A 25,332-nucleotide genomic window follows, 5' to 3' on the forward strand; every position below is an offset into this window, starting at 1 on the left:
CGTGCGTGGCCCCTGCGCGATGCCTTCCTCGATGGCCCGCAAGATGGCGTCGTGCGCAGCACGATACTTGCCCTGCCGTCAGCCTCACTAACCGAAGATGACGAAAACCATGCGGAGTGCGAACACAAGCCGCGGCATGCCGAAGGGCCGTTCTTCGCACATCTGCTGGAGGCGGTAGGCGATCATGCGCCCAATGCCGGTACGACTTCGGCCAAACGCACGCGCATGTCGCTACGCATTCGCGAGGCCGCCGCCCGCGCCGGCAGCGGTACGGCGCTGCTCTTTTCCAACGAGACTCAACGCTACAACGAGAACAAATACGAATGGCTCCGCGACGTTCACGACGCACTCGATCGCCAGCAGATCAAGCTCTTCACGTTCCTAGTCGGGCGCACATCGCATCAGTTGCCCGACAGGAATCGAATGAGTGGCTGCGAGGTGATGCAGCATTGTCTTCCTGTTCTCGCGCAGGGCCGGCGAATCGTCGAGATGATGTGGATGAACCAGGTCGAGCTGTAACGAAGACGCCATGCTCCACGAATGCCGGAAACAGGCGGCCTCCCAGCGCAACCGCAGTCGACTCCGCGGAACGCCACACGACGCAAAATTTCTCGCCATCGGGCGTGCGGATCCAAAAGTCGACGGGCCGTGATGGATTCGCGTCTGGAATACACGGGGGCCGCTCGCAGTATGCGAGCACGTGAGTATCCGATTCGAGGCGGAGCCGCAGATCCAGCGCGTGCCGCCCGAACAGAGTCAGCCGGCGGCCGATCTTTGATCCGAACAAATCATATCGGTGCGCGCCGTATGGGCGGGTGCTGGTGACCGCACGCACAAAACGTGGTGGGATCATGGCCAAGGTTTCGGTTTTGCCCAACAATCATGTTTTAGTACAAAAGCATCGGGCCATCCGACCCTGACCGCCGCGCGGTTGAAATTTGGCGCGCGGATCATCACTACAAAATACGTATCATTTGATACAGTCTATCGTGTTTGTGGCTGTGCAAGTCGACACGTGCCGGTTTTGAGAGAATTTTCTGTCCTCGGGCTCCACACGTTGTGAAACAACAGCGAAAAATCCCGCCAAATCGTCGCAGTCCCTTGCTGGGATTGAATTTCAGGCTTGTGGCAGTTTCTCCCGAGTGTTTCACGGAACGACTCGGTGCCCATAACACGTGGCGTTTTAGACTTTCTCTTCCGTCACTCGACATTTCCGAATCTTGCTTCTGTGGGCCATGAAGCGAAAGTTATGATGGTCCCTACATGAACCCTCGCTGCGTCAACAACTGACACCTGAAAGTACTGCAACTTTCCCTTCAGCTCACAGCTGCAAACCAACGAACGATTCGAGCCAGATCGCCAGTAAGCCCCGATCAGTCGCCAAGAAAGACCACGCGCAGAATTGCGGAGCCGGTCCCATTGGGGCGTCAGTCTGCGAGCATCGTCATAGGCAGTCTGCTCGCCATGTGGCGCCGCAGGGCGCAACATGTGCGCCCTGCGGACATGACTGTTAGTTGCGAAATAGCGTACCTACAGAGGAACATCCACGGACGGCGTCCGGATTCGAGTCGGACGCAAATGCGGTCCCGTCGGGGCGCAGACGGCCATGCGTTTGCTCGTCTTTGCCCACATCACCCGACTGTTAGCGCCTTCGCGACCGCCAGAACCAAGCGCCATGCTTATTCGCAACCTTTTACTTGCTGCGCGTGGTCGGTAAAATTGCGACGGAACGCTTCCCTCCCCTCGTCCCGGTAGTTCTCGAGCCCATCGCCGACTACCGCGACACGCGCAGCTTGCATGAACCCCTGATCCGCCCGGTCGGCATTCCGCTATCAGCACTGCTCGATAAGCACGGCATACTTACGAAGCGACTGAAAACGGCGGATGCGCCGACGCGACGCTTGCCGTTCTTCGCTCGCTACGTGAGGCCGATCCATCTAGACATGCATAAAGTGCAGCATTTCTTCGCCATGGCAAACGCGGCGCCTTGCACAAAGGCTCACAGCACGCCCGCACAGTCAGCGCAACGAGCATGCATTCGCTCCAGCATAGGTTTGTCTCACACGCCCTCTCCCACTGCATGAACCTCGAGAGTGCTCAGCTTTTTGCAGCCTACAACTCACTTGACACCATTTCGACCTATGCGACCGCGAAGATTAGCTGGTAGGTCTGCGAGGCCGAGAAAATCCTTCGCGTGGCTACCACCTGAGACAGCTTTCGTACTCGCGCTAGGAAGTATGTCGGCGGCTGCCCTGCTCTCTCGGCAAGCGATATATAGAAACTCAAAAATAAAATTAATCATCGAAGTAGACAGCCGGCGTAATGGCACCCTGTCGTTGGGTTTCCACGTGGAAACTTTGATTGGTCACGACACTCGTCAAAACTGTCGCAGTGGCGTGACTTTCGCCCGGCCTGATCGAATCTCGCGGATCAATTCATGATGCTTTCCACCTTGCATACACGCGATTGATGTACATCGTGCGTTTCTGAGAGCAACGAAAAAACTTCTGAATAGCGGTCACCGTCGCGCGGACTTCGCCCAACTCTACCGGCCTCGTTTTGGACAAGCTGACCGGAAGTCCCGATCCGTCAATGCGATTGTCCATGACAGGCTCCCAATTCCCTCGGAAAAACAATCCCAACGCAACCGCCACACAAAGTTTAAACACCGACGTCCGCGCCGATCAGACGGGCTAAGCGTATCGTCACGGGATCAGCCGCGGTAGCGGCGCAATTGACGCTTATCTCCGTTCGCTCCGATGCTAGGGCATCGGCAGGGCGTTGCCCACGCTCAGATTGTGCTAGCTCGACATTCAGCGCTATCAAACCTGCCGACGCCGCGCCGCGGCAGTAACGCCAGCGGTCGCAGCTCTAGTGGCAATGTTGCAAACCAATCCATGCCCGTTCGCGCTGCCCCAACGCCTTGTCACTGGCAATTTCGTCGGATCTCGACCCTGCGAGTGGGGCAACCATGCCCTGTGAGGGCCTTTGATCGTCGACGCACGGAGTTGTCGCGCATGATTCTGAGCGAGAAGAAAGACGATAGCGTGGTCCTATGCTGTCGCCGCCAGACAAAGCACCCAAAAGAGTAGCGCAGCAACTTTGAGGAATTCGCCTAGAGGCTTCGATATTGCTGGCAACAGTTGCGCATCAAGAAGAAGAACAATGCTGGCCAGTACCCATGCGGCCTTCTCGACGCCCGTTCCACCTCGATATATCACCACAATAGTGGCGCCTACGATCGACGCGAATCTTGCCGTACCTGCAACGAAACAGGCAACGTTTCAGCCACTTCTCGCCGTGGCGATGCTGTCGCCATGGCAGGGGCCGAACTGGTTTTGAGTGAATGCGTTCAAGGTCAGATGCTTATCATTGTCTTGCGATATGGCGAGCACATTTGGCTGAGCCAGCAGAAAGCCCTGCACAGTCAAAGCAGAAAAATGGGGGTGAGTTTCCACGTGGAAACTCACCTCGGAGCCGAACGAATGGGCGGCGCGAACGCGCGGACGAACCCGTATTGAATGTGACCGGGATGCACTAGTCACCCCGAAGTCTACGATGTTTCCACGTGGAAACCCGCCGGAGAACAGAAAGTGGTGACACCCCAACGCATTCGGACACATACGTTGAAGTCGGCCGGAAGCACCCACCCAAATGCACAGGAGGTTTCCACGTGGAAACCTAGCCTGAAGCCGAACGAGTGGCCGGTCCGAACGTGACGATGAACCCGTATTGAATATGACTGGGGTGTACTTATTCAACCGGATATTCGCGATGTTTCCACGTGGAAACCTCCCGGTAAGTCGAACGTTCTGCGTCGAGGAACATTTGTCCGCCGTACTTAATTTCAGCATATGTGGCCACGTCACGCCGCAGACGCATCCACAATCTCGCAACAGCCAGCCCTCAGAGGATTCCCCAAGAGCTGAGCTGGTCGATGTGATCTGGAACATAGATCTCTGCGGAAGGTACGGCGCTCCGCTACACACCGGAGTCGGCAAGTTTCGAAAATTGCGGAACGTAGGACGCCACGTGAGATCAATAGCGTCACCGAATACAGCGATCGGCAATCGGATTCCACGTGGAAACCTGATCATTCAAGAGCAATCGACGGGAACGATCATGGTGCTATTTGCTCAATCAACCCGTGACCAGAGCGATCACAAGCGAGATGGACTCTCTCGATTCCATTGAAGATCTTCACGGAAAAATACAAATGTCATCGCGATTGGAGCGAAATATTCTCCATATTTTTATTGCATTTTTCGTCAAAATAATTTATTTTTGGCGATCATCTTTTATAGAGAGGACGACATGGGAATAGTTATCGCCGTTGCCAACCAGAAGGGCGGGAGCGGGAAAACCACGATCACCCTCAACCTGGCAGGCGCGTACTGCGACGACGCCCCCGACCTGCGCGTCCTCGTGATCGACGCCGATTCTCAGAGCTCAGCCGTTCGAGCGACCGGAGCCGGTGATGTTCCATATCCCTTCACCGTAGTGAACATGGCCGCGGCGGGATCGAATCTCAGCCGCGAGATCAAGCGGATGGCGCAGGATTATGACCTTGTCCTCGTTGACTGTCCGCCCAGCGTTCACGACAAGAACACCGAGATTGCAATCGCCGCTTCAGACTTTGTGCTTGTTCCCATGGATGCCTCGGCTCTCGACGCGTGGAGCACGATCGGCATGCTGCAGCTGGTCCGCCGAACGATCGGTAGCGACCCGACGGGATGCGGCATTGTGTTCAATCGCGTGAACACCAAGACTACCGGCTATGCGGAAGTCCGCGCCGCAATGGGTGAGGACAATCCATATCCGATTCTCGAAAGTACGATCGCCCTGCGCGAAATCTACAAAACTTCGATCGGCATCGGTGCGACGGTGTTCTCCGTGAAGGGACAACGAACTGCCAAGCAAGCCAAAGAGGAGATCATGGCCGTTGCAAGGGAAATTCTCGGTATCAAGGGCCTGCTGGAGGCGTGAAATGTCGAACAAGGATCAAGCTAAACCGAAGCAGGGACTGTTGGGTGCCTCCATTCGCAAGGGCATTGCCAACGAAAAGGCTGATGTGGACGGGCGCCTCGATGCGACTGGCGTGACCTCCGTAGAGGAGCGAGCCCCTGCGCCTGCCGGTGCAGCCGTGTCGGGTGATCCGCTCGCGAGTACGTATGGCAGCCGCACTAATGCGTCCGCTGTATTACCTCGCGTGCGGATTCTGCTGAATGAACTCGTTTCGAACCCGTTCAATCCGCGTGAGTTCTATAGCCCGATCGCGATCGATGACCTGGCTGTCCGAATGAGGCGGGAAGGGCAGCATGTCGCGATCACCGTCACACGCAATCATCGCTTCCCCGGCAAGTACGTGATTGTCGATGGCGAATTCCGATTCCGCGCAAAAAAGAGCCTTGGCGAGCAGTCGATCGATGCAGAGATCGTCCCTGATCTGTCCGACAAGGATCTCTATCTCATGGCAAGCAGCATCAACAAGAATCGAACCAAACAAACCGTGTTCGATGATGCCGTTGCATGGGAACGCCTCCTTGATCAAGATATCTTTGAGAGCCAGGAAGCGCTCGCGGAACACCTCAGTATCAACAAATCGCTGGTTTCGAAAACGCTACACGTCGGCAAACTGCCGAAGCACTTTCTTCAACGATTGGCGAATGCGGAAGAGGTTGGCCTCGCCCATGCCTATAACATCAAACTTATCCTCGAGCGTGCCGACCACGCTACGGCCGAGTCCATCCTCGAGCGAGTACTCGCCGGAGAGTACTCGGTACGTCGACTCGAGGAGTATGTGAAGAAGCTCGATGGCACTTCGCCTCCACGCGCCGCGAAAACGCACTACAGCAGCAACGTTCCTTTTCATACGGCAAGCGGCCGGGACATCGGTGCGCTCAAGCGTTATCGCGATGGACGTACCGAACTGAAACTGACGAGTCTCAACGAAGATCAGCAGACCATCCTCGTCGCACAATTGGAGAAAGTCGTGCGCGATTTCGTCGCGACCCACCTCGCTGAAGAGCAGGCGGGGGAGAGCACCTAACGGAACAATGCCGCACAAACGCCTGATTCGTGCGTTTGTGCGCACAGACACAAGGCTGGCCAGCTAAGAACTGGCCTCTTCGCATTAGGGCAGCGCGATAGTTCGCGCAAAGCGAACAAATAGCCACGCTACTCGCATGCCGGAACCCGGCTTACGCGATTGACTTGGCGCCCTGAAGCACGAAGCTCAAGAGGTCGGCGTCCGTGGGCTCTCCCCAAACAGCAGTGGCAAGCCACCCGAAGAAAGCCGCCTCTGCCGATTTCTTCCCCTTCTTGGAATCTGACAGCCGGAGGATCTCCGATGGCTGCTGCTCGTTGTACTGCGATACATACTTCTTCTGCTCCGTGGCATCCAATTCATTGAAGAAGCCACGAATCTGCTCGGTCCGATGAGCCGCATACTGAGCGTGCAGTTTGATCTTCAACTCATCGCCTGACTCGATCGGTGCTTTCGGCGGCTTTTCGGCGGGTGTCGAATTGGCCACTTCCCAGCCACCCTCAACGGCCTTTCGGAAATATGCGCCAACTTGAGCGACAGGCTCGACGCCAGTTTTCTTAACGCGTTGCTCGGTGTAATCGATCGCTTTACGGATCGCATCGTTACTATGTGTCGATGCGAGCTTGCGTGCCTCGGCCAGTGGAATTCCAAGCTTCGTCATGCCGCCAACGAGATCCAGATCCGCCTCCTGCGTGATTTCGGGCTTGCGCTTAGGCGTGATCGAAAACTGGACAGCCGCAATCGCGCGCCCATTCTTAAATTCAGCCATCTCGATCTCGTGGTCAGAAACCTCGTTGATCTCGATGAGAGCTGGCTGAAGGACACGGCTCTTGAAAATCTTGTACTGCGAGTACGAGCCTTCCCGCCAGTCGAGGCCCAGAAGCAGATCCCTAATGGATTCAACGCTAAGTTTGGGAGTCCGGCCGACTCCTTCGTAGCGAACCACGTTCTCCCAAAGGGTTAGAGCATGTCCACGCTTAAACGACCGTGCGATCCGCATGTCGATACGCGCATAGGTCTGCGGGTTCATCAAGAGTTCGCGCATGTTGTCCGAGAACTGATACTTCAGCGTCGAGCCCGACATCTTTGCACCGGCAATCAGACCACTCGCGTTCCACTCGGACTTCCCGGACAGATGGTCCCAGTTGACCACAAAGCCAACTAACGAGTTGACTGTCGCTTTAACATAGTCGCGGTTCTTTGTATTCAGGCCGACGTCCTCTATCAGATCCAAGATCTGGTATTCGAACCATACACGTTCACCCTGCTTGTTTTGCTCGATGGCGTTCTTGATCAGGGCGTTGAACATCTTGCCTTGCTGTAGCGAAATGGCGCCGGATTGCGGCGCGACATGTACTGCAGGAACCGCTTTCCGAAAAGGCTCCGGTAGATCCGCCAACGGGAACAGCGTGATCTGACTCGTGTCTGTTGGGACGGTGATTTTCTTTTTGGGCACGTCAAGTCCGGAGCCAAGATGAACGAAAGGTAACAATACCCTGTTCCGCATTCACCTTCAAGCGCTCAGGAGATGCGCTCTCTTAGAAGATGCGCCTCTACAAGTCCATCAGAACCATAGCCATGCACCATTCTCATAAGATCACTGGCATTCTTGTTAGGCCAATGGAAATCCATTTAATAATCAAAGCACTATGCAGGTGTGAGCACACACTCACTTTCAACCAGAGAACCATGGGCGTTGACCTTCGATCGCGAAAGGCCCCCAAAATCACGCAGCATTCGCCTGCTGTTCGAACCATAGATATGCACCTTAAAGCTGTTCTTGATCGCCCAGGTCTACAGGCCTCGGCTCAGGAGCCATGACCAGTCCCCGTTTTCGAGGGCTAGATGGGTACCATAAACATGAACCCGCGCCGGGCGATCCTGAATCAAAACTGTTTTAAATCATACACTTGTAGACAGAACATCAAGTGACTCCTCATATACATGAGGAACCATAGACGTCTACCAACAGCCATCGGGCGATGTCAGCACGGGCAACTTTGACGGATGGACCATATAGATGCACCCATGCCCCATATCCATTTACCTCTGGAACCATAGGTATGACCGGTCGGAACCATATCCTTCGACCTATAGAACCACAGGAATGTACCCAAGGAACCATAACGATAGACCCGACCCTCTTGAAAGCCTTATCGGGTAAGGATTTCGTCCAACGTAAACGTAGTTAAAAGGTTGAAAGTGTTTATCGAAAACACGTAAACGTCCCCGTGCTCCAAGATAGAGAACCAGAGCCTTTTACCCATGGCGAGCGACTGATACATGGAACCATAGACGTTTACCCGTCGGACGCAGCTGGCGTACGGAACCATAGATGTTCACCCACTAAGCTCGGCTGGCATACAGAACCATAGACGTTCACCCACTGAGCTCGGCTGGCATACGGAACCATAGACGTTCACCCTACTGAGCTCGGCTAGCATGCGGAACCATAGACGTTCACCCACTGAGCGCGGCTAGCATACGGAACCATGGATGTTCACCCATCGCGCGTGGCTGGCAGACGGAACCATAGAAATTCACCCATTGTGCCCCGCCACTATATGGATCCGTTGACGTTCACCTACGGAGCCTTGCTCATGTGGAACCAGCCATTGCCTCAAGACTCGGGGTGACGTCGCAGCCACTGCAGTCCTATCGGAGAACCACAAACGTGAACCTTAAGAATGAACTCTCCCACCGCTAAGCGTCTTACGACGCTGTAGTGGGGGTTTCGCGGGTCACAGACTTGGACTTGGCGCGTTGCCTCGACAGAGGTTTCCGTCTCGCCGCCACGCCCGTTCCAGGCGTGTGCGCATCGATCAGGACGACCGACGCTGCCTTCTGATCGCGTTGCGCGGTGTGCCCGCAATACGGGCACACATGCCTGCGGTGGCTGAGCGTCTTGTGAACGATCTCCCAGCACGCGGCGCAACGCTGCGATGGTTTTAACTGACGCGTGTTCGCCACGTGCAGTCGCGTACCAGTCTCCACCACTTTGTACGCGAGCATCTGATGCGCCATGCTCAATCCCGCGGACAGAATCTCGCGATTCAGCCCAGCTTTATGTTTGACCATCCGGCCGGGCTTGTCCTGCGTGCCTTTGGCCGAACGGCTCATGTTCTGCGTGCGCAGTTCCTCCGTGGCAAGCACTGCACACGCCGTCACCATGCGCGTCGTTTCCTTGTGCAGGAACTCGCGACGCAGGTTGCCGATGCGCTCGTGCAGCTTCGCTACCTGTGCGCCGAGGCGCCTGTACCGAATGGAGCTGCGTTTCTTGCGTGCCTGTTGGCGCTGAAGGTCGGCCATGCGTGGCATCTCGTTGCGAACGAATCTCGGATTGGCGATCGTCTCGCAGTCGTCGAACGTGGCCCAATCATTGAGGCCGAAGTCCACGCCGCGATGCGCGTCATCGCTACGGGCGCGCGCACATGCATCCTTCGAGACTCGTAACGTCACGGAGGCGAACCACTCCCCATGCTTGCGCGTAATGGTCAGATCGTTGGGCTTTGCGCCATTACCGAACCGATGCTGGCCGCGCGCGCGGATCGACATGGCTGCCTTGCCGCTACCGATTCGCAGCGTTGCACCGCGTCCGCCGTGCTGCATGAGTTTCCAGCCAGCGGGATCGGGATAGCAGAAGCCAGCGAACCGCTTGCTGGCCTTGAACCTCGGGAAACCCGGCGTCTGTCCTACCTTGACCCGCCGGAAGAAGGCCTGAAACGCCGGATCGAGCTTGCGTAACGTCTGCTGCAACGTGTGAGAGTCCAGATCGACGAACTCCGGGCGGGCCGCCTTGATCTCGGGCAGCACGTTTTGCTGCTCGTAGTAGCGGACTGGCTTACCGTGCTTGCGGTAGGCGTCGATACGCTCCTCGAGCGCCGCGTGTATAGCTCGCAGTGCAAGCGAATCCAGCCCGTCAGGCGTTCTGCCTCACGAGCATTCGGAGACAGCTTGATGGTGACCTTGCGGCGTTCCATGATGCGAGGCTAACACGTAGGTCGAAGCGCAGGGCACGGAGGAGCAAGCACGGGAGTCGGCCGCAAAGAAGGCAAAAGGCAAACCTGCCCGCTAGCCCCCTTCCTGTCCGATCGGCTTCGCCTATAGGTTCGCAAGCGAACCGGCCGCACTAGGAAGGGGAATGCGCGGGCAAAGGTTCAATCGAACCACAGGCGCAAACCAATCGTTCGTGCACCGGATACTTCCTCCCGCGACACTTTGTCAACATTTCAGCAGCGACGGAAGGAAGGTGTTGACAAGGATTTCCAGATCCCTGAGATATGGGACGATTCGATCAATGTTCGGAGAGTCCATTCGCACATACCGCCGACCATGACCTCGACAGACTGACAGGTTGACCGAGATCGCGTCCTCATTCCGAGTGCTCTCAACCGGACCATTCCCCGACAACAATATTGACCTCACAACGTCGGGCGATGAGCCCAGCGGCACGGATCGAGCACGGCTCGTCACCAACTGTTTACCGCACTGTCGAATCAACTTCGAGATTGCACCGGCAGTCTCGAACGTGATGTGATCTTCGTCACTGAACGATCGAAGAATTGGCGCGGGAAGCAACGCAGCCGCGATTGATCGGGAGACCTTCGACGGTGAGACTTTGAGATCGTTGGAAAGCGCCGCTTGCGTCAGCCACAGCTTCCGTTCCAGCACCGCCAGATAGAACCGTCCCATTCTCACCGGTGAGGCGCAAGTGGCCGTAAGCGCTTTATGCGCTGCCATCGCTGTATTCAGATCCGGGAAGGTTGAAATTTCGACTTTGTCCATGCTGAGTCACGTTGGAAAATTGCGATAGCACGATGGAGATCGAGCCGTCGTCTGGGCCGTACGAAGGTAGCCGGCTTTATCGCGACTAACTCCCTGCCGCTCAACCGGTTGAGGGGGGTACTAAAAATACCCCTATACAAGCCGTTGAATTAGCAATGCATTCCGCACGACGTCGTTCTGTGCCGTGCGAAATTTCTGCAACACAAGCTATCGAGCCGTTATGAGCGGCTCACCGTACATATCTTTCGTGCCGACGTGTCGATCGCCTCGGAGAACTCGGCGAAGCGGCTCAGGATCCGTGCCATAGCTCTCGGTTCGACGTCGAGCTTCAAATACCTCCCGGTGGCCGCGACCGAGACCGATACGAGGCGGCCACCGTGTACGTTCGCGCTTTCATTGGCGAGCGCAGCGAGGACTATCGCAATCGGGAGCGTTCTGCCGTCAACAATCTTCTCGGCATTTCGGCAGACAACGTCGTTGCCGAGCGAAGTCAAGAGTTTTGCGAGCGTCTCGGCGACACGGAAGGTAACTCGGTCGGAACCGCCCAATGCGGTGATAACAGGCTCAGGCAAGGTAGATGCGCGTAGGGCCTTCGATACAACTCCAGTCGACGTAGAGAACAACCGGGCAAGTTCAACTTGATTCGAGCAGATTCCATCGTCAAGGGTCGTTCGATAGAACCGGCCCAGCTCTACAGGCGAAACACCACCCTTGCGAAGCGTCGAATGGATCGCCATTGCAGCTGCCTGCTGTTCTTCGCGTTCCATGTCAGTTCTGATCAAGTTATTGGAGGCCAACGCTCATCTGCCGTGAAATTTGTGAAACGACTCGCAAATAGTCTATTGCACTTCGATGCGACGGAAAGGATCAAAAGAGGGGTATTTTTGCACATCATTTCGGGCTGCCCCCCTCAACCGGTTGACGTGCGCGTATCGAATTCGCGGTGAGTTTGCGGGCAAGTAAAAAGGTCTCCCAAATCGCACCTCTTTTGCCGCGTTGCGCTGCTGGCCCGGCTGTTCCAATTGAACCGGCCCAATTGGAATCTCCGCGATGCGTTTCCCTCGACTCTTCCCACGAAGCAAGAAGCAGGTCGCCTTGTCGCCTGCGCCGGGCTTCTACTCGAACGAAGATCCTGAGCAGATCATCTTCGATCAGTCCACGCGCCTGCGCGTGGAGGCCAACCATTGGAAGACCTTCTGTTTCCTCCTCGCGATCGTAGCGGGCGGTGCCGTGTACACCCGCAATCCTGCGCCCTCCGTGGTCAAGGCTTACGGTGTCTCGTCAGATGCCGGCGGCAACCCCATCGTGACGCAACTGACCTCGTACAAGCCAGACGACCAGGCAAAGCGGAAGGCCCTGCGCGAAACCGTCGAACGCTGGTTCACGATTGAGCCTGTGTTGACCGATGACATCCAGTCGTCGCGCATGGCCAGGAACATCAACGCGGTCAAGCAGCAGATGACTGGCAACGCCCGCAATCAGTTTGCTGACTGGTTGAAGCAGGATGCGCCGTTCCAGCAAATCACTACGAACCCGAAGCTCGTACGTGAGTCCCGCGTGACCAACGTGTCCCTCCTCGAGGACTCCACGGCGATCATTGAATTCACCACGTCCACCACCCAGACGCCGTCCGACAAGCCCGTAGTTGTGCGTTACGCCCTCACGGTGCGCTACCAGATCGTTGCGCCGACACAAGAGGACGCACTCGGTAACAACCCATTCGGGGTCTATTACCCGTTCTGGACACTGCAGAAGACCGCCGCATGAAACGACTCCGTACCCTTGCTGCGTGCGGCGCGTTCGCCATGGTCGCGACGGCCAGCGCTCTTGCCGCAAAGCCCGCAGCGCCCGTTCTCCCGCCGACCCCGAACTTCGATCTTGCGACGATCATCGGCGATCCGATGAGTCCGGTGAATCCATACAACTCGGGCGCGGATCCGATCACGATGCCCGGCGATGCGCGTATGGCCGTGTTTCCGTACAGCCGCGATCAGATCTTCCGCGTCATGACGGCACCGCTCAAGGTGACAACGATCGAGCTCGCGCGCGGCGAGGTGCTGACCGCGGAGCCCGCGCTCGGTGACTCCATCCAATGGATGATCGATACCGACGGCGCGAATCACGTTTTCGTGAAGCCGACCAAACCCGGCCTCGTGAACACGCTGCATTTGACCACCAACATGCGCGAGTACGACATGACGCTCGTGTCATCGCCGGTCGGCGGCCTGTTCTATCAGTCAGTCCGCTTCAACTATCCGAATTCGCTGATGGCGAAAGTTCGTGCGCGCGAGGGCGGCGGCAATGACGGCGCGGAAGGCAGCCTGCCAGGTGTCGCTTCGCAAACCGACTCCGGCCCGATCGGCGTGACGCCCGACAAGCTGAATTTCGAGTACACCGTGTCCGGATCCGGCGTGATCAAGCCAGAGACCGTGTTCGACGACGGCAAGTTCGTCTGGATTCGCTTGCCGCAAAACGCGCCGTTCGCGGTGCCCACGGTAAGAGAGGGCGGAGACATCGTCAGCCCCAACTTTATCCGGAGAGGGCCGTACATCGTTGTCCAGCAGCTGTCGGATGAAATCACGCTGACGCGCGCGGGTGAAGTGGTCACGATCAAGCGTGGCCGCCGCGGCCTGTTCGGATTCTGAGCGCGCGACATGGCCAAACAGACCGACACGTTGTCGCCGGAACAAGCCTCGCTCGTCAAGGGCAAGGTGCCGCGTAACGCCTTGATCGCGGTGGGCAGCATCGCTGCCATCGCAATTGGCGCGATCGGCTTCTACTACCAGACGCAGGACAGTCGCAAGGCGGACGAAGAGGCGCTTCGGCTCAAGAAGGAGCGCGCGGCGGAGGGCATCGACAAGAGCAATCGTCCGGAAGACGTCGACAAGATCATTGCCGATCAGCAGGCCGCTGCGCGCCGCGCAGCCTCCGAAGCGGCAGCGCGTGCCGCTTCCGCGCCGGTCGCCGACAAGAAGCCGAATCTCTCGGCGGATTCGCTCGTTCCGGATCAAGGAAACACGGACCTCAAGGCGAAAACGGCTGAGGACAATATCTACGCGTCGCCTATTTTCAAGGATGGCCTGAAAACGCCAGCCGCCAATGCTCAGCAGCAACAGCAAATGCCGAACGGTGTTGTGACACCGCAGCAGATGCTGCAGCAGGCGGCCGCGCAAGAGGCAGCGACGAACGCCGCGATCGCACAGGCTGCTGCCGCTGCCAAGGGTGGACAAGCGCCCGGCGCAATGACGACGCAGCAACGCGATAACGAGTTCATGCGCAACGTCGCCTTGCAAAGCGAGAACGGTCGAGATTTTCCCCGTACGGGCTTCGTCGGCCAGTCGCGCGGTTGTACGTTGTCGCCGCCTGCCAAAATCCCCGTGCTGTCGGCCGAGGCGCTCAACTCCGATCGTCCCGGCACGGCTTCGCTCGTAGTCGAGCGCGACGTCTATGACAGCCTCACTGGCACCTGCCTCATGATCCCGTGGGGTACAACCGTTACCGCCCCCTACAGCTCGGACGTACAACCCGGTCAGGAGTCGATCCTTGTCGCCGGCGCTGAAATGCGCCTGCCGAACGGCAAGCACGTGCCGCTTTACGGCGCGCAGGGTGCCGACGGCAACGGGGCGGCTGGGTTCTCCGGGCATGTCAACAACCACTTCCTCAAGATCTACGGTGCGTCGGTCCTGACCGCCATCCTGCTACGTCGCTTCGATGGGGGCAATACCTCCACGACCACCGGCCCGCTCGGCGTCACCCAAGTCGGCAGTACGGCCGGGCAGGTCGCCGCGCAGACCGCGCAATCCGTGCTGGGCCGCTACCAGAACATCCCGCCCACCATCAACTCCGACCCGGGCGAGCGCCACTTCATGCTCAAAGTCAACCGAGACATGGTCCTGGAACCGTACCGCCCATGATGAAGCGACTCCTTTTCATTGCATCGCTGGCGCTCGGTGTCGCGAGGGCACACGCGGCGACCACGATTTCTCAGGTCATCAGTCCGGTGAGCGTCGTGATCTCGAGTGGCAAGGCCCGCGAGGTTGTCACGTTGCCCGGCAAGCCGGTGTTCTTCTGCGGCCTCGAACCGTTCGTCGAATGGGCGGTGTCCCTCGTCGGGCAACCGGTGCGAAGCGCGCCGGACACGGGAATCACCGTGACGATCGACGGCCGCGATGTCTCGCTCGAGCAACTGCTCGCCGATCGAGGCTGGCTGCAGCCCCCCGTGCTGTCCGACGACGCACAAGCCGCCGTGACCGAGGGGCGTGGTGGCTGGGCATGTGCGCCGGCCGTGGCACCGTTCGAGCTGCTGCGAACGAGTGTTGACCCGAAGGTACTGGCGGGCATCGCTTTGAACGAATCGGCCTACAACGGCCGGCCCTGGCCGTGGACGCTGAACGTTGCCGGTCAGGGGCTGTTCTTCAAATCCCGGATGGACGCCTACAAGGCGATCGAAATGCTGATCGCGCGGGGCCGGTGCGATTTTGACGTCGGCTTGTTGCAGATTAATTGGTGCTTTCATGGCAAGCGCTTCGCCTCTGCCTGGGACGCGCTCGCGCCAGCGACCAATGTGCGTGTGGCCGAGCAGATCCTGAACGACAACTACGAACGCACCGGTTCCGTGGAGAAGGCGATTGCCTATTACCATAGCGCGAACCCGACGCCGGGCCGTGCATATCTCGCGCGATTCGTGCGTCATCTCTCCATGATCGAGGCAAGCCAATGAAGCGCGCGCTCACACGCCTCGCTTGCGCATGCGTCGCACTCTCCTATGGGATCGCTCACGGGGCAAACACCGATCCGTTCGATTTCGATTACGAGATCATGGGCGGCATTGCCGAGCGTCCGGCATTGATCTTCAACGACGGCGCAAAGACGTATATCCAGCCCCGCGCCGGTCAGGTCATCACCGCCGACGGCGGCCACAACGAAGGACCGTACGTGGTGGTCGACGGCACGCCGCAGACAATCAGCTACAAGGTGGCGGGGCGCGCGGCGACCGCGCGCTGGAAGAAAGCGAACATGTTCATCGGCGGCACCGGCCCGCTCGCCGCGCTGCACGACGATCAGCCGGCCGGGTTTGACGGCTTTACCAACCGGCTGACGCTTATTGGCACGCGCGGTGCGCTCGAGCCCGTTCGCCCTCTGCACACGTCAACGCCCGTGGCGAACGTCGTGAAGGCGCTGGTACCGCAAGGGTGGACCGGTGCCGCGCAAAAGGACGTCGATCTGACGAACGCGGCTGCGTTCGACACGCATGACGGAGAGAACTGGCTGCAGGCGCTGGATCGACTGCTGACGCAGACCGGTCTGTACGCCGACGTCGATTTCGGTGCGCGCCACATTCGGTTGCATCGCGACGTGCCGAAGTCCGCCGCTCTGAACTATGCGGCGAGCGAGCGCCGGACGGACGAGGCCGGACTGGAAGCGGTCGTCGCGAGCGTTTCTGCGCAGCCGGCGCCGGTGTCGCAGCTGGCCGAACGGTTCGGCGCGCAGGCGATTCGCGATGGCGACGATACGCACACGCAGCTTCGATTCGCCGCGCGGCCGGGGAAGGACGTGACCTTCCTGACCCCGGGCGGCAAGTCATTGCACCCGGGCTGGGATCCCGCGACGAACGTGATGACGATCGATCGCGCCGAGCGCATCGTCGTGGCTGACGCATCCAATCGTGTCGAAGTCAGCCGCGACGCGAAGACCGTCTACGACTTCGACCAGCCAAACCGTGCTCGGCTCGAAGCCGTGTTCGATCGGGAAGGGCGCACGTATTTCAAGTTCGCGGAATCCGTGGTGAAGGTCGGCGTGACCGACACGCGGCATCTCGGCATGGGCGAGCAGAAGGGCCGCTATTACATGTTCGAAGGCACGGACGACCAGTTCGTCGTAACCGCCGACGGCAATGTGGTCAACGTGAAGCGTCGTCACGAAGTGACCTATCGGGAGGTGCCGTCGGCAGTTCCGGCTCCGGCTCCGGCAGCCGCGGCGGCGGCGGCACCGAGTGTTGCTCAATCGAAGGGAGGGGCGGCATCGTGATCGGCCTTCGTTCGATTCTCGCGTGTGTGCTGTTTGGCGCGGCCGCGGTGTGCCGCGCCGACTGCATCGACGACGCGGCCATGTACCACCGGCTGAATCCGCGGCTGCTGCGCGCGATCGCCCAGCACGAGTCTGGCATGCGTCCCGACGCAATCAACCGCAATTCCAATGGCAGCGAGGACATCGGCCTCATGCAGATCAATTCGTCCTGGCTGCCGAAACTCGCGCAGTACGGGATTCGTCGCGAACACCTGTTCAACGCCTGCGTGAGCGCGTACGTCGGCGCATGGATCCTCGCCGCGAACATCAAGCAATTCGGGCCGAACTGGAAGGCGGTCGGTGCGTACAACGCGGTCACGCCTTCGAAGCAGCTCGTCTATGCGAGCGCGATCTACCGCCGCCTCATGCAGGGCCAATAACCATGCTGATCACCCACCGATCCCGCGCGCTGACGCGCGCCCTTGTCGCCGCGACCCTGGTCGCGACGACCGTGAATGTCCGCGCAGCTGTCGATCCCGACGGGTGGCAGATCCTGGCTTCCGTTCCGAAGGTCACGCCGCAGGCGCCGGCGGCTAGCAACACCCCTGCGAGTACGTCAGTGGCGAGTGCGGCGCCCGTTGCCCCGTCGACTTCGACCTACGTCCCCGCCGTAGTTTTGCCCGGCGCCAGCGCGCCATCGACGCCCAGCACGCTGACGTTTTCAGTGACGCCGCAGGACGTGAACCTGCGCGATGCCCTCGATCGTTGGCTGCAGCAGCAGGGTTGGCAGCTCGCGTGGAAGATCGACGACGATTTGCCGCTGGAATTCAACGCGACGTTCACCGGCGACTTCACGTCCGTGCTGCAACAGGTCATGAAGGCGACGAACCACATGCGCACGCCGACGCGCGCGTGCCGCCATACCAATCAAGTCATCCGCGTGATCGTGCGCGCGGGCAATTGCCAGGACTGAGAACCATGCGCATGCACCCATTGAAATCCGCCGTGGCGATTGCGGCCGCCGTGCTGGCCTCGGGCTGTGCCGTGACGCAGCAGGACGTGAACGGCAGCTACGACGCCGCGCACCGCACGATTTCTGACGCGCTGGCCAAGGGCCCGGAGTCGATGGCACTCGTTGAAGACGTGCCGACCGCGTTCCTCGGCGACCGGCTCGTGCCGCTCGCCTACGAGGCCACGCTACCGGCCGTGTTCCGCGAGAAAAGCGTCACGCTTCCGGCGAACCTCGGCATCAGGCAGATCTCGACGCTGATTTCGACGGCGACGGGCTATCCGGTTCATCTGAGCCCGGACGTTTTCGTCCCGCGTGACGCGCTGGTGCCCGGTCAGGGAGACGGAAAGGCACAGACCCGCAACGGCGCAGCGAAGACCGAAGAGCCGGTCTATCGGCAGCCCTTCACCGGCAAGGTCGGCCTGTACATGCGCAACATGACCACCGATCTCGGCCTGGACTGGTCGTTCGATGGCGGGTCAATCAACGTGTCGCGATTCGTGACGCGGATGTATCAGATTGCCGCGATCCCCGGCAAAGTCTCGATCAAGTCGACGATGAGCAAAGGCATGGACACGTCGACCGGCAATCAATCGAGTGGCGGCGGCAGTTCTGGCGGCAATACCGGGTCGTTCTCTGCGCAGACGTCGACCGGTCGCGAGGGCGACTTCGATCAGATTGCCTCGATCACCGCCGAGATCGACAAGCTGAAGTCGCCGATGGGCCGCGTCAGCGTCAACCCGCAGAGTCGCCTCGTGATGGTGTACGACACGAAGGAGGCGGCGGACAACATCGGCAAGTTGTTGCAGCACGAGAACGCAATCTCCACGCGTCAGGTCGCGGTCACGGTGCGCACGATCCAGATTTCGCTGAGTAAGGGCACCGAGGCGGGAGCGAACGCGGATATCGTATTCAACGCGATGCATGCAGGTCTCGCGCGCTACGCGATCAGCTTCGCGTCGCCGACGTCGCTTGCAACGGGCGGTGGCTCGGTGGGCGTCTCGGTGTTGCGGCCGGATGCCCCGTTCACTGGCACGAACGCAGCGATCAACGCGCTGAACAAGTACGGCCGCACCGTGCAGGACAACACGATGACCAAGATGACGCTCAACGGGCTGCCGGTGTCGGTCGCGTCGTTCCAGAGCGACGACTACCTGCGCTCGACGTCGCCGTCAGCCGGTACCATGAACGCGACATCGGGTGGTGTTCCGGGCTTGACGCCTGGCACGATCACCACCGGCGATTTCGTCAACGTGCTGCCGGCGGTCAATGACCACAACCAGATCGTGCTCGCGTACTGGGCAGACAGCTCGAAGCTGAACGGCCCCTTCACCAGCGCGGGGGTAGGTTCGGGCCAGACACAGCAACAGATCCAGCTGGCGCACACCATCGGCACCAAGGATGATCAGACGATCGCGTTGTCTGATGGGCAGACGGTTGTCCTGTACGGCGCGATGACGGATCACGCCGACAGCACGACGAATGCGGGCATTGGTGGGCTCACCGGGTCATGGAACAAGTCGAAGACGTTCCAGATCATCATGCTCAAGGCGACGGTCGTACCGTCGATGTGACGCGATGATGCACATCACGGAACCCCTGCCGACCGACAAGCGCGCTCGGCTCGTCTTCGGCCTCGACTGGCGGGCCTATCCGGTCAAAGGTGGCCGGGCCGAGCGCCGCCGCTACGCAGACGCATTCGGCGCGACGCATTTCGTAGAGTACAAGGTCGGCGATGAGCTGATCGGCGGCTTCGCGATGCCCGAGTCGGCCGACGTCAAGGGTGCGCGACTGTATTCGGGCGCGGCACGCGTCGCACTGCATGACCGAATCAAGAACCGGCCCGCGGCATTGGTGTTGCTGCAGGATGGCCTGCGCGTGCACGCCGTGTTCGTGGTGCGGGGGGCTGTGCGCAGCGACGAGGTGTTGTCCCCGGAAACCGCGCAGGCCCGACGTCTCGAGATCGAGCAGGAATGTCTCAAAGGCAACCTGGCGCTCGACACCCTCGGCGCCGGAGACCGGATCGGCGACATCGACGAGCCGTTTCAGGCGAGCGAGCTACTCGCGAACCGCAAGGCCGGCCGCATCACGAAGGTACCGGTCTCCATCCCGGCTGCGATTCCGCTGCTGTTCATCGCGGGCGCGACCATCTTTGGTGGCGTGAAGCTGATGGACGCGCTGTCGCCGCCGCCACCGCCGCCGCATGTACCGACGTATGCGGAACGCTACGCGGCCGCCGTGCGCAGCACGTTCTCCCGTTCGCTCCCGCGTGCGTCCGCACTGGGGCCCGCATTGCTCACGGCGGTTGGCGGCAATGAATCGGTGCGCAAGGGATGGGCCTTCAAGGAAGCGAACTGCCCGACGTCCGGCTATTGCACGATGACGTTTCGGCGGCAGGGCGGCACGTTTGCTGATTTTGAAAGTGGGGCGACCGAGGCAATGCGGCCGGTGACATTCTCGCGCGACGGACTCACGTCGAACGCACGCGGGCCGGCTATCCCGAAGGTGGACGTGCTTTCGGCAAAGGAATCGTCCCAATGGCCGTCGGAACAGACATTCATCGAGACGGTGCAAACGCCGCCGCAGCGCATGTCATCCCAGCCGTTCGAAATCCGTGCCTACGGCTACACCGTCACGCTGGGAGAAACGCGCCCGCTCATCCCGGCTCCCGTAGCGGGGGAAGGGGGCGGCCACATCGCCCGAATCATCAAGCAGGGCGACTGGACGATCGAGGGCTTTCGATGGCAAGCGCCGTTGCTCGCGAAGCTGCCGCCCAACATGACGCTCGAATCATTCAAGGTCGAACTGCGCCTCAACCAGGGTGCAGGGGCGACGACGAACAGCGATACGGGCGATGCGCCTTATGGCGTCCATTTCACCGCGAAGGGGAAATATTTTGTTTTTGATTAAACACGCACTCGTCGCGGCGGGCGCCGGGCTGGCCCTGACCGCTTATGCGGAACCGGCGGCGCCTCGACTGTCGATCGACGACATCGATCAAGTGGCGCGGGCCAACGTCGTGCGTCAGCTGTCAGGTGGCGCAACGGGCTCCTCGACGCTGTCGCCGAACATCGGCGGGATGACAGCGCCGCAGCCCGGCATCGTGGCGAGCGGTGCTGTTGCGTCAGGACCTGCGAAGCCAGCGGCGAAATCGGCCGCCCGGACGCATGCGCGAGCCGAACCGGTATCGTTTCTCGGTGCATCGCGCGACGAATCGGGATCCTACGTCTTGTATCTCTTTCAGGATGCGATCTACCCCGCGCGCGTCGGCGCGACGCTGCTCAACGGCTGGAACGTGAAAGCGGTTGATGGCTACGCCGTCACGGTCGCCGAAGGCAAGCACACCTGGAAAGAGCCGATCCGTGCCGCCGCCCCGGCGCCGTCCGCGTCGACGAACTCGGTCCGGTCGTTGATTGATCTTGCTTCGCCTTTGCCGTCTGGTGGCCCGATCCTCGGCACGCCGATCGGGGGTGCACAATGAGCATGTTCGCGGATCTCGACTCGCCGGAACCGGCCAAGCGGGGCCTGTTCGGTCGGCTCAAGGCGTTGAAGCCTAGCTTCGTGGACAACTCGGCTGCCGCGATGCCAATTGTGGGCAAGGTCCCCATGGATGTTGACGAACCGCCGCGTTCGTTCGAACCGCAGGAACCCCGGTTCAAGTCGACCAGCAAGCCAGTCAATCTCCGTCAGGCGGCGGAAGGCCAGCCGATGACGATGGGCATGCGTCTGCGGATGGCGCAGGCGGAAATCGAGGACGTCAGATCGGTCGAGGGCGCGCCGCTTGCGCCGGCTCGTGATGACGTGCAGCCGAATTGCGCTCCAGATGTCACGGGCACCGATCCTGATGAAGGCGCTTCATCGATTAACGTCAATCCGCCGGAGTCGCAGCCAGCCGCCGTCGACACGACAGCGGCTCCGCGCGAAGCCGATCGGGTGGACGCGACCGACCGCGTAACGGAGTCTTCGCCAGACACCGCGGTTCGCACCGGTGAAGCGGGGATGGAGCGCCAAACGTCCGCCGCCGACGAGCCGCCGACGATTCGTCGCATCGGCGTCGATCTGGTCGACTCCCCCGCGATGGAGCTTGCGAGTGGCCTGCCGCGGTTGGTTTCCGCCGAGGCGCTCACGTTCAAGCGGATACTCTGCCAGCGCGATCCGAACGCAGCGCTCCGGATCACCGATGCGGCGCGCCGCGAGTTCATTGCCGTCGAATTGCAGGCAGGGATCTCGATTGTCGTGACGACGCAGCGCTTCCATGAGAGCCAGCTGTATGCGACTTACCTGAAGGATCTCGCGCGGGCGGATATCGCCGTCCACGAAGAAATGGTCGCGGACGAGGACGTTATCGCGGGTCTCTACGACAAGGAGAGGCAGCGCGCGGCCAACGTGGTTCCCGAGTCGTCCCGTGCGATCGGCACGTTCCGCGATGTACTGGAGGCCGCGCACGCCTACGACGCGAGTGACGTTCACTGGGAGTACCGGGACTACGCGGACGATGTGGAGCTGCGCCTGCGCGTCGACGGTGATCTTTACTCGTACCGCAAGATGCCAAAGGCACTGGTGCGCCGCGCACTGTCGGCCGCATATCAGGACCTGGTCCAGCGCAATACCAATTCGGGCGAGACGTTCCAGCCGACCGCGCCGCAGTCCGCGATGATTCCGCTCGTGGCACACATGGATATCGTGAACATTCGCTGGCAGAGCGCGCCGCTCGTCGGCGGGTTCGATGTCGCGCTGCGCCTGCTCGACGGCAATTTCAAGAACTACAAGGTTCTGCTCCCGGAAGACATGGGACTGGAGCCGAGTCAGCTGGCGATCATCGAGATGCTCGGCAAGGTCAGCGGTGGAGCGACGTTCCTGACCGGGGAAACGGGCTCCGGTAAGACGACGCTGCTGCGTGCGCTGTCGTATCTGTTGCCCAATCGTGATCTGAAAAAGCAGTTCGCCGTCAACGAGCCGTCTGAAGTGCCGGCGCCGTGGTTGTCCGATATTTCGCTCCAGCGGCGTTCGGGCGAGACGGACGCAGATGCGAACCGCAAGATCGTGGAAGTGATTCGCACGCTGATGCGCATGGATCCCGACGATCTGACGATCGGCGAGGTGCGCGACGCGGTACTCGCTGGCCTCGTTGCCGAACTCGCGCTGACGGGCCACCCGGTGCGCGCGACGCTGCACGGGGACAACATCATTGGCGCGGTCATGCGGTTGGTGGGCGGGCGCCTGAACCTGCCGATGGATGAGGTGGCGTCCGGGAAGTTTCTCAATGCCGTCGGTAACCAGAAGCTGATTCCGAAGTTGTGCCCGCACTGCAAGCGGCCGGCGCGCGACGTGCTGTCGCCACGGCAGCGCGCAGCGCTCGAGACGAAGTTCGGGCTCGACACGTCGAACATGGCCTGCCGCGACGAAGAAGGGTGCCAGCATTGCCGCCGACCGGGGTTGCTCACGCGCGCGGGCAAGGTGGCGGCCGGGATCAAGGGGCAGACGCTTGCGATGGAGTTGTATCAGCCGACGCCCGAGTTCCTGGATCGCGTGGTCGAGCGGGACTGGCGCGGAGCGGAGCGAGTGTTCCGCACGAGCCGGAAGACCGCGTTCGGCGACGCGGACATGACCGGCAAGACGGTCTACGAGCATGCGCTGTACAAGGCCGCGTGCGGCCTCATCGATCCGCGCTTCATTGACGAATCGATGTGCGCGTTCGACACATACCGCGTGTTCGCGGATCAAGGCGGGGTACTGCCGTCATGATCAAGTCAATCACCTATTCGATGTTCATGGCATTGCCCGCCAGTGAACGGATGAAGCTTGCGACATGGCGCTTCAAGAAGATGCGCGAGATGTTCTATCGGGAAACGCGGCTGGATGTTGCAAAGAAAGGGCTGCGCAACAGCGAGACCTTGCTGGAGCGCCTGATGACGCTCGAACAGCGCCACCGCGCGCGAAAGAACTGGGTCTGGCCGGTGTTCCAGAAGATCGCGCAGCGCATGCGGGCGGGCGACGATTTCGCGACCGCGATCAAGTCGTTTATCCCGAACGACGAATATGTGTTGCTGGATCTGGCCGGCCAATCGCCGCGCGACGACGCGGCGGTACGCGGACTCGAATTGGCCGAGATGGCGGCGCACGCGAAAGGCGTGCTGGCGGCGACCACGTCGTTGCAGATGGCCTATCCCGCCTTTCTGCTCGTCTATCTGTACGCGTTCTGCGTGTTGTTCGGCTCCGAAATTCTGCCGGAAGCGCGCGACGTGAAGCCGCTGGAACAATGGTCTGACGCGGGGCAGATCATCTACGCGATTGACACGTTCTGCGCGCAGTACTGGTGGTTCACGGGTGCCATCGTGGCCGGGCTGGTGGTCGCTTATTTCCACACGCTCAAGCGTTGGGTCGGTCATGTCCGCAACCGGATCGATGCGATGCCCTTGATGTGGCGCAATCGGCGCGACCTGCGTGCGGCGCTGGTGATCGTGTCGTTGGCGGGCCTGTTCGATTCGAACCTCACGCTGCGCGCCGCGCTGGACAGGCTGACGAAGTCGGCCGACCCGTGGCTGCGGTGGCATCTGCGCCGCATGAGCGCCCGGCTCACCGCGAATCCCGATCAGCCCATGCGGGCGCTGGACACCGGGATCTTCTCGGAGGCGACGATCGACATCATGACCGACGCGGCCGGGCGCGACCAGTTCGTCGAGTCGATCAAGGATCTCGGCCAGAACTCGCTCAACCGGGTGGTCGAGACCGTGCGCCGCAACGCGAAGATCACCCACTACGTGCTGCTTGGCTTTGCCGCGCTCGCGTTTCTCACCCTCGGCCTCGGCTCGTATGTCGCAACCGGTGCGGTGAGCTTCGACAGTGCCCCTTCAACCGCTGCGAAATCTTTCTGAGGAAGCCCCATGAATAAGAACACGCCGATTCAACGAACGAATCCCTATCCCCGTATCGTCCGCCGCCGCAAGGAGAAGGGCGAGCTGTCGATGATCGAAGCCGCTGCCGTGATGGCCGGCGCGGCACTGCTTGCCTTGATCGTTTATCAGGGGCGAGGCTATGTGATGGATCGCATCCACGCGCACCAGTTCAAGAGCGAAGCTCAACTGTTCCGCAGCGGTATTCAGGACGCGACCTCGGGCGACATCGATTTTTCGGGCGAGTCGCTGACGACGCTCGCGCAAAACCACGCATTTGATGCAGCAGGGTCGCGGATCAATGTGGCGTCCGGAACCTTGACGGGCATCTTCGGTGGTTCGGTGAGCGCGGCACCTGGCACGGTCGCGTCGTCCAACGACGCAATGGTGCTGACGTATCCGGTGCCGGCGACCGTGTGTACGCTCGCAGCAGGTGCGATCGCGGGGGCGTACACGATGGTCAAGGTCAACAACACGACGGTCTCCGGCCCATCGACCACGTTCAACGGGACGACGGCCGGACAGGCGTGTGCATCCGCTGGCGCGACGGCGAGCATCGCGATGTACGCGACCCACGACAATTAAGGACCGCC

The 25,332-nt window shown here is 60.3% G+C and carries 20 protein-coding genes and 1 pseudogene; 16 read left to right on the forward strand and 5 right to left on the reverse strand.

What is annotated here, in order from left to right:
* Positions 1 to 108: 108 nt before the first annotated feature.
* Positions 109 to 393 (forward strand): annotated as a pseudogene (locus DIE06_RS39605) (ATP-binding protein); the annotation flags it as partial.
* A 2,891-nt stretch (positions 394 to 3,284) separates the two neighbouring features.
* Here the strand turns inward: DIE06_RS39605 and DIE06_RS38475 are convergent.
* Positions 3,285 to 3,458, reverse strand: a complete 174-nt coding sequence (locus DIE06_RS38475; protein ID WP_185733492.1) for a hypothetical protein — start codon at positions 3,456 to 3,458, stop codon at positions 3,285 to 3,287.
* Between the two features lie 856 nt (positions 3,459 to 4,314).
* Between DIE06_RS38475 and DIE06_RS27565 the strand changes: the two genes are divergently transcribed.
* Together DIE06_RS27565 and DIE06_RS27570 are read left to right on the forward strand one after the other, a co-directional pair.
* Entirely contained in the window at positions 4,315 to 4,986 is a 672-nt protein-coding gene (locus DIE06_RS27565) for a ParA family protein (RefSeq protein WP_124664100.1), read from the forward strand.
* A gap of 1 nt (position 4,987) precedes the next feature.
* On the forward strand, positions 4,988 to 6,049 hold the full coding sequence (locus tag DIE06_RS27570) for a ParB/RepB/Spo0J family partition protein (RefSeq protein ID WP_124664101.1): 1,062 nt from the start codon (positions 4,988 to 4,990) through the stop codon (positions 6,047 to 6,049).
* A gap of 151 nt (positions 6,050 to 6,200) precedes the next feature.
* On the opposite strand, the gene DIE06_RS27575 is transcribed toward DIE06_RS27570, so the two are convergent.
* The 4 genes from DIE06_RS27575 to DIE06_RS27590 all read right to left on the reverse strand — a co-directional run bounded on the left by DIE06_RS27575 (position 6,201) and on the right by DIE06_RS27590 (position 11,598).
* Entirely contained in the window at positions 6,201 to 7,502 is a 1,302-nt protein-coding gene (locus tag DIE06_RS27575; RefSeq protein ID WP_257775939.1) for a replication initiation protein, read from the reverse strand.
* Positions 7,503 to 8,758: 1,256 nt separating this feature from the next.
* On the reverse strand, positions 8,759 to 9,961 hold the full coding sequence (locus DIE06_RS27580; protein ID WP_311767643.1) for a transposase: 1,203 nt from the start codon (positions 9,959 to 9,961) through the stop codon (positions 8,759 to 8,761).
* Between the two features lie 306 nt (positions 9,962 to 10,267).
* The gene (locus tag DIE06_RS27585) at positions 10,268 to 10,831 is read right to left on the reverse strand and encodes a hypothetical protein (protein ID WP_124664103.1); all 564 of its coding nucleotides are present in this window, start codon (positions 10,829 to 10,831) and stop codon (positions 10,268 to 10,270) included.
* Between the two features lie 218 nt (positions 10,832 to 11,049).
* A complete protein-coding gene (locus tag DIE06_RS27590) occupies positions 11,050 to 11,598 on the reverse strand; it encodes a hypothetical protein (protein ID WP_124664104.1) in 549 nt (182 codons plus the stop codon).
* A gap of 283 nt (positions 11,599 to 11,881) precedes the next feature.
* On the opposite strand from DIE06_RS27590, the gene DIE06_RS27595 reads away from it, so the two are divergent.
* The 13 genes from DIE06_RS27595 to DIE06_RS27655 are packed head-to-tail and all read left to right on the forward strand — an operon-like array spanning position 11,882 to position 25,324.
* Complete coding sequence (locus tag DIE06_RS27595) at positions 11,882 to 12,598, forward strand: type IV secretion system protein (RefSeq protein ID WP_124664105.1); 717 nt, start codon at positions 11,882 to 11,884, stop codon at positions 12,596 to 12,598.
* Positions 12,595 to 13,476 (forward strand): TrbG/VirB9 family P-type conjugative transfer protein, encoded by an 882-nt coding sequence (locus DIE06_RS27600; RefSeq protein WP_124664106.1) that lies wholly within the window; start codon positions 12,595 to 12,597, stop codon positions 13,474 to 13,476. Before DIE06_RS27595 ends, DIE06_RS27600 begins: the two co-directional genes overlap by 4 nt.
* Positions 13,477 to 13,485: 9 nt before the next feature.
* Positions 13,486 to 14,745 (forward strand): TrbI/VirB10 family protein, encoded by a 1,260-nt coding sequence (locus DIE06_RS27605; protein WP_124664107.1) that lies wholly within the window; start codon positions 13,486 to 13,488, stop codon positions 14,743 to 14,745.
* A complete protein-coding gene (locus DIE06_RS27610) occupies positions 14,742 to 15,551 on the forward strand; it encodes a transglycosylase SLT domain-containing protein (RefSeq protein WP_124664108.1) in 810 nt (269 codons plus the stop codon). The genes DIE06_RS27605 and DIE06_RS27610 overlap by 4 nt, the downstream gene beginning before the upstream one ends.
* Positions 15,548 to 16,858, forward strand: coding sequence for a TrbG/VirB9 family P-type conjugative transfer protein (locus tag DIE06_RS27615; RefSeq protein ID WP_124664109.1), 1,311 nt, complete (start codon positions 15,548 to 15,550; stop codon positions 16,856 to 16,858). Before DIE06_RS27610 ends, DIE06_RS27615 begins: the two co-directional genes overlap by 4 nt.
* Positions 16,855 to 17,277, forward strand: a complete 423-nt coding sequence (locus DIE06_RS27620; RefSeq protein ID WP_124664110.1) for a lytic transglycosylase domain-containing protein — start codon at positions 16,855 to 16,857, stop codon at positions 17,275 to 17,277. The genes DIE06_RS27615 and DIE06_RS27620 overlap by 4 nt, the downstream gene beginning before the upstream one ends.
* Positions 17,278 to 17,279: 2 nt before the next feature.
* A complete protein-coding gene (locus DIE06_RS27625) occupies positions 17,280 to 17,810 on the forward strand; it encodes a toxin co-regulated pilus biosynthesis Q family protein (RefSeq protein ID WP_124664111.1) in 531 nt (176 codons plus the stop codon).
* Positions 17,811 to 17,815: 5 nt separating this feature from the next.
* Complete coding sequence (locus DIE06_RS27630) at positions 17,816 to 19,420, forward strand: type II secretory pathway protein (RefSeq protein WP_124664173.1); 1,605 nt, start codon at positions 17,816 to 17,818, stop codon at positions 19,418 to 19,420.
* Between the two features lie 4 nt (positions 19,421 to 19,424).
* Positions 19,425 to 20,756, forward strand: coding sequence for a hypothetical protein (locus DIE06_RS27635; RefSeq protein WP_124664112.1), 1,332 nt, complete (start codon positions 19,425 to 19,427; stop codon positions 20,754 to 20,756).
* Positions 20,743 to 21,327 carry a hypothetical protein gene (locus DIE06_RS27640; protein ID WP_260433791.1) on the forward strand — a complete coding sequence of 195 codons (585 nt, stop codon included), beginning with the start codon at positions 20,743 to 20,745 and terminating at the stop codon, positions 21,325 to 21,327. Before DIE06_RS27635 ends, DIE06_RS27640 begins: the two co-directional genes overlap by 14 nt.
* Entirely contained in the window at positions 21,324 to 23,591 is a 2,268-nt protein-coding gene (locus tag DIE06_RS27645; protein WP_124664114.1) for an ATPase, T2SS/T4P/T4SS family, read from the forward strand. Before DIE06_RS27640 ends, DIE06_RS27645 begins: the two co-directional genes overlap by 4 nt.
* Positions 23,588 to 24,721, forward strand: coding sequence for a type II secretion system protein (locus DIE06_RS27650; RefSeq protein ID WP_124664174.1), 1,134 nt, complete (start codon positions 23,588 to 23,590; stop codon positions 24,719 to 24,721). Before DIE06_RS27645 ends, DIE06_RS27650 begins: the two co-directional genes overlap by 4 nt.
* A gap of 9 nt (positions 24,722 to 24,730) precedes the next feature.
* Positions 24,731 to 25,324: a type 4 pilus major pilin gene (locus DIE06_RS27655; RefSeq protein WP_124664115.1), complete on the forward strand. Its 594-nt coding sequence runs from the start codon at positions 24,731 to 24,733 to the stop codon at positions 25,322 to 25,324.
* Positions 25,325 to 25,332 lie beyond the last annotated feature (8 nt).

The sequence above is a fragment of the Burkholderia sp. Bp8998 genome, assembly GCF_003854235.1.
GTDB lineage: Bacteria > Pseudomonadota > Gammaproteobacteria > Burkholderiales > Burkholderiaceae > Burkholderia.

Coding starts and splice junctions, on each gene's coding strand:
- DIE06_RS27565 (WP_124664100.1), top strand. CDS start 4,315: ATGGGAATAGTTATCGCCGTTGCCAACCAGAAGGGCGGGAGCGGGAAA.
- DIE06_RS27570 (WP_124664101.1), top strand. CDS start 4,988: ATGTCGAACAAGGATCAAGCTAAACCGAAGCAGGGACTGTTGGGTGCC.
- DIE06_RS27585 (WP_124664103.1), bottom strand. CDS start 10,831: ATGGACAAAGTCGAAATTTCAACCTTCCCGGATCTGAATACAGCGATG.
- DIE06_RS27590 (WP_124664104.1), bottom strand. CDS start 11,598: ATGGAACGCGAAGAACAGCAGGCAGCTGCAATGGCGATCCATTCGACG.
- DIE06_RS27595 (WP_124664105.1), top strand. CDS start 11,882: ATGCGTTTCCCTCGACTCTTCCCACGAAGCAAGAAGCAGGTCGCCTTG.
- DIE06_RS27600 (WP_124664106.1), top strand. CDS start 12,595: ATGAAACGACTCCGTACCCTTGCTGCGTGCGGCGCGTTCGCCATGGTC.
- DIE06_RS27605 (WP_124664107.1), top strand. CDS start 13,486: ATGGCCAAACAGACCGACACGTTGTCGCCGGAACAAGCCTCGCTCGTC.
- DIE06_RS27610 (WP_124664108.1), top strand. CDS start 14,742: ATGATGAAGCGACTCCTTTTCATTGCATCGCTGGCGCTCGGTGTCGCG.
- DIE06_RS27615 (WP_124664109.1), top strand. CDS start 15,548: ATGAAGCGCGCGCTCACACGCCTCGCTTGCGCATGCGTCGCACTCTCC.
- DIE06_RS27625 (WP_124664111.1), top strand. CDS start 17,280: ATGCTGATCACCCACCGATCCCGCGCGCTGACGCGCGCCCTTGTCGCC.
- DIE06_RS27630 (WP_124664173.1), top strand. CDS start 17,816: ATGCGCATGCACCCATTGAAATCCGCCGTGGCGATTGCGGCCGCCGTG.
- DIE06_RS27635 (WP_124664112.1), top strand. CDS start 19,425: ATGATGCACATCACGGAACCCCTGCCGACCGACAAGCGCGCTCGGCTC.
- DIE06_RS27645 (WP_124664114.1), top strand. CDS start 21,324: ATGAGCATGTTCGCGGATCTCGACTCGCCGGAACCGGCCAAGCGGGGC.
- DIE06_RS27650 (WP_124664174.1), top strand. CDS start 23,588: ATGATCAAGTCAATCACCTATTCGATGTTCATGGCATTGCCCGCCAGT.
- DIE06_RS27655 (WP_124664115.1), top strand. CDS start 24,731: ATGAATAAGAACACGCCGATTCAACGAACGAATCCCTATCCCCGTATC.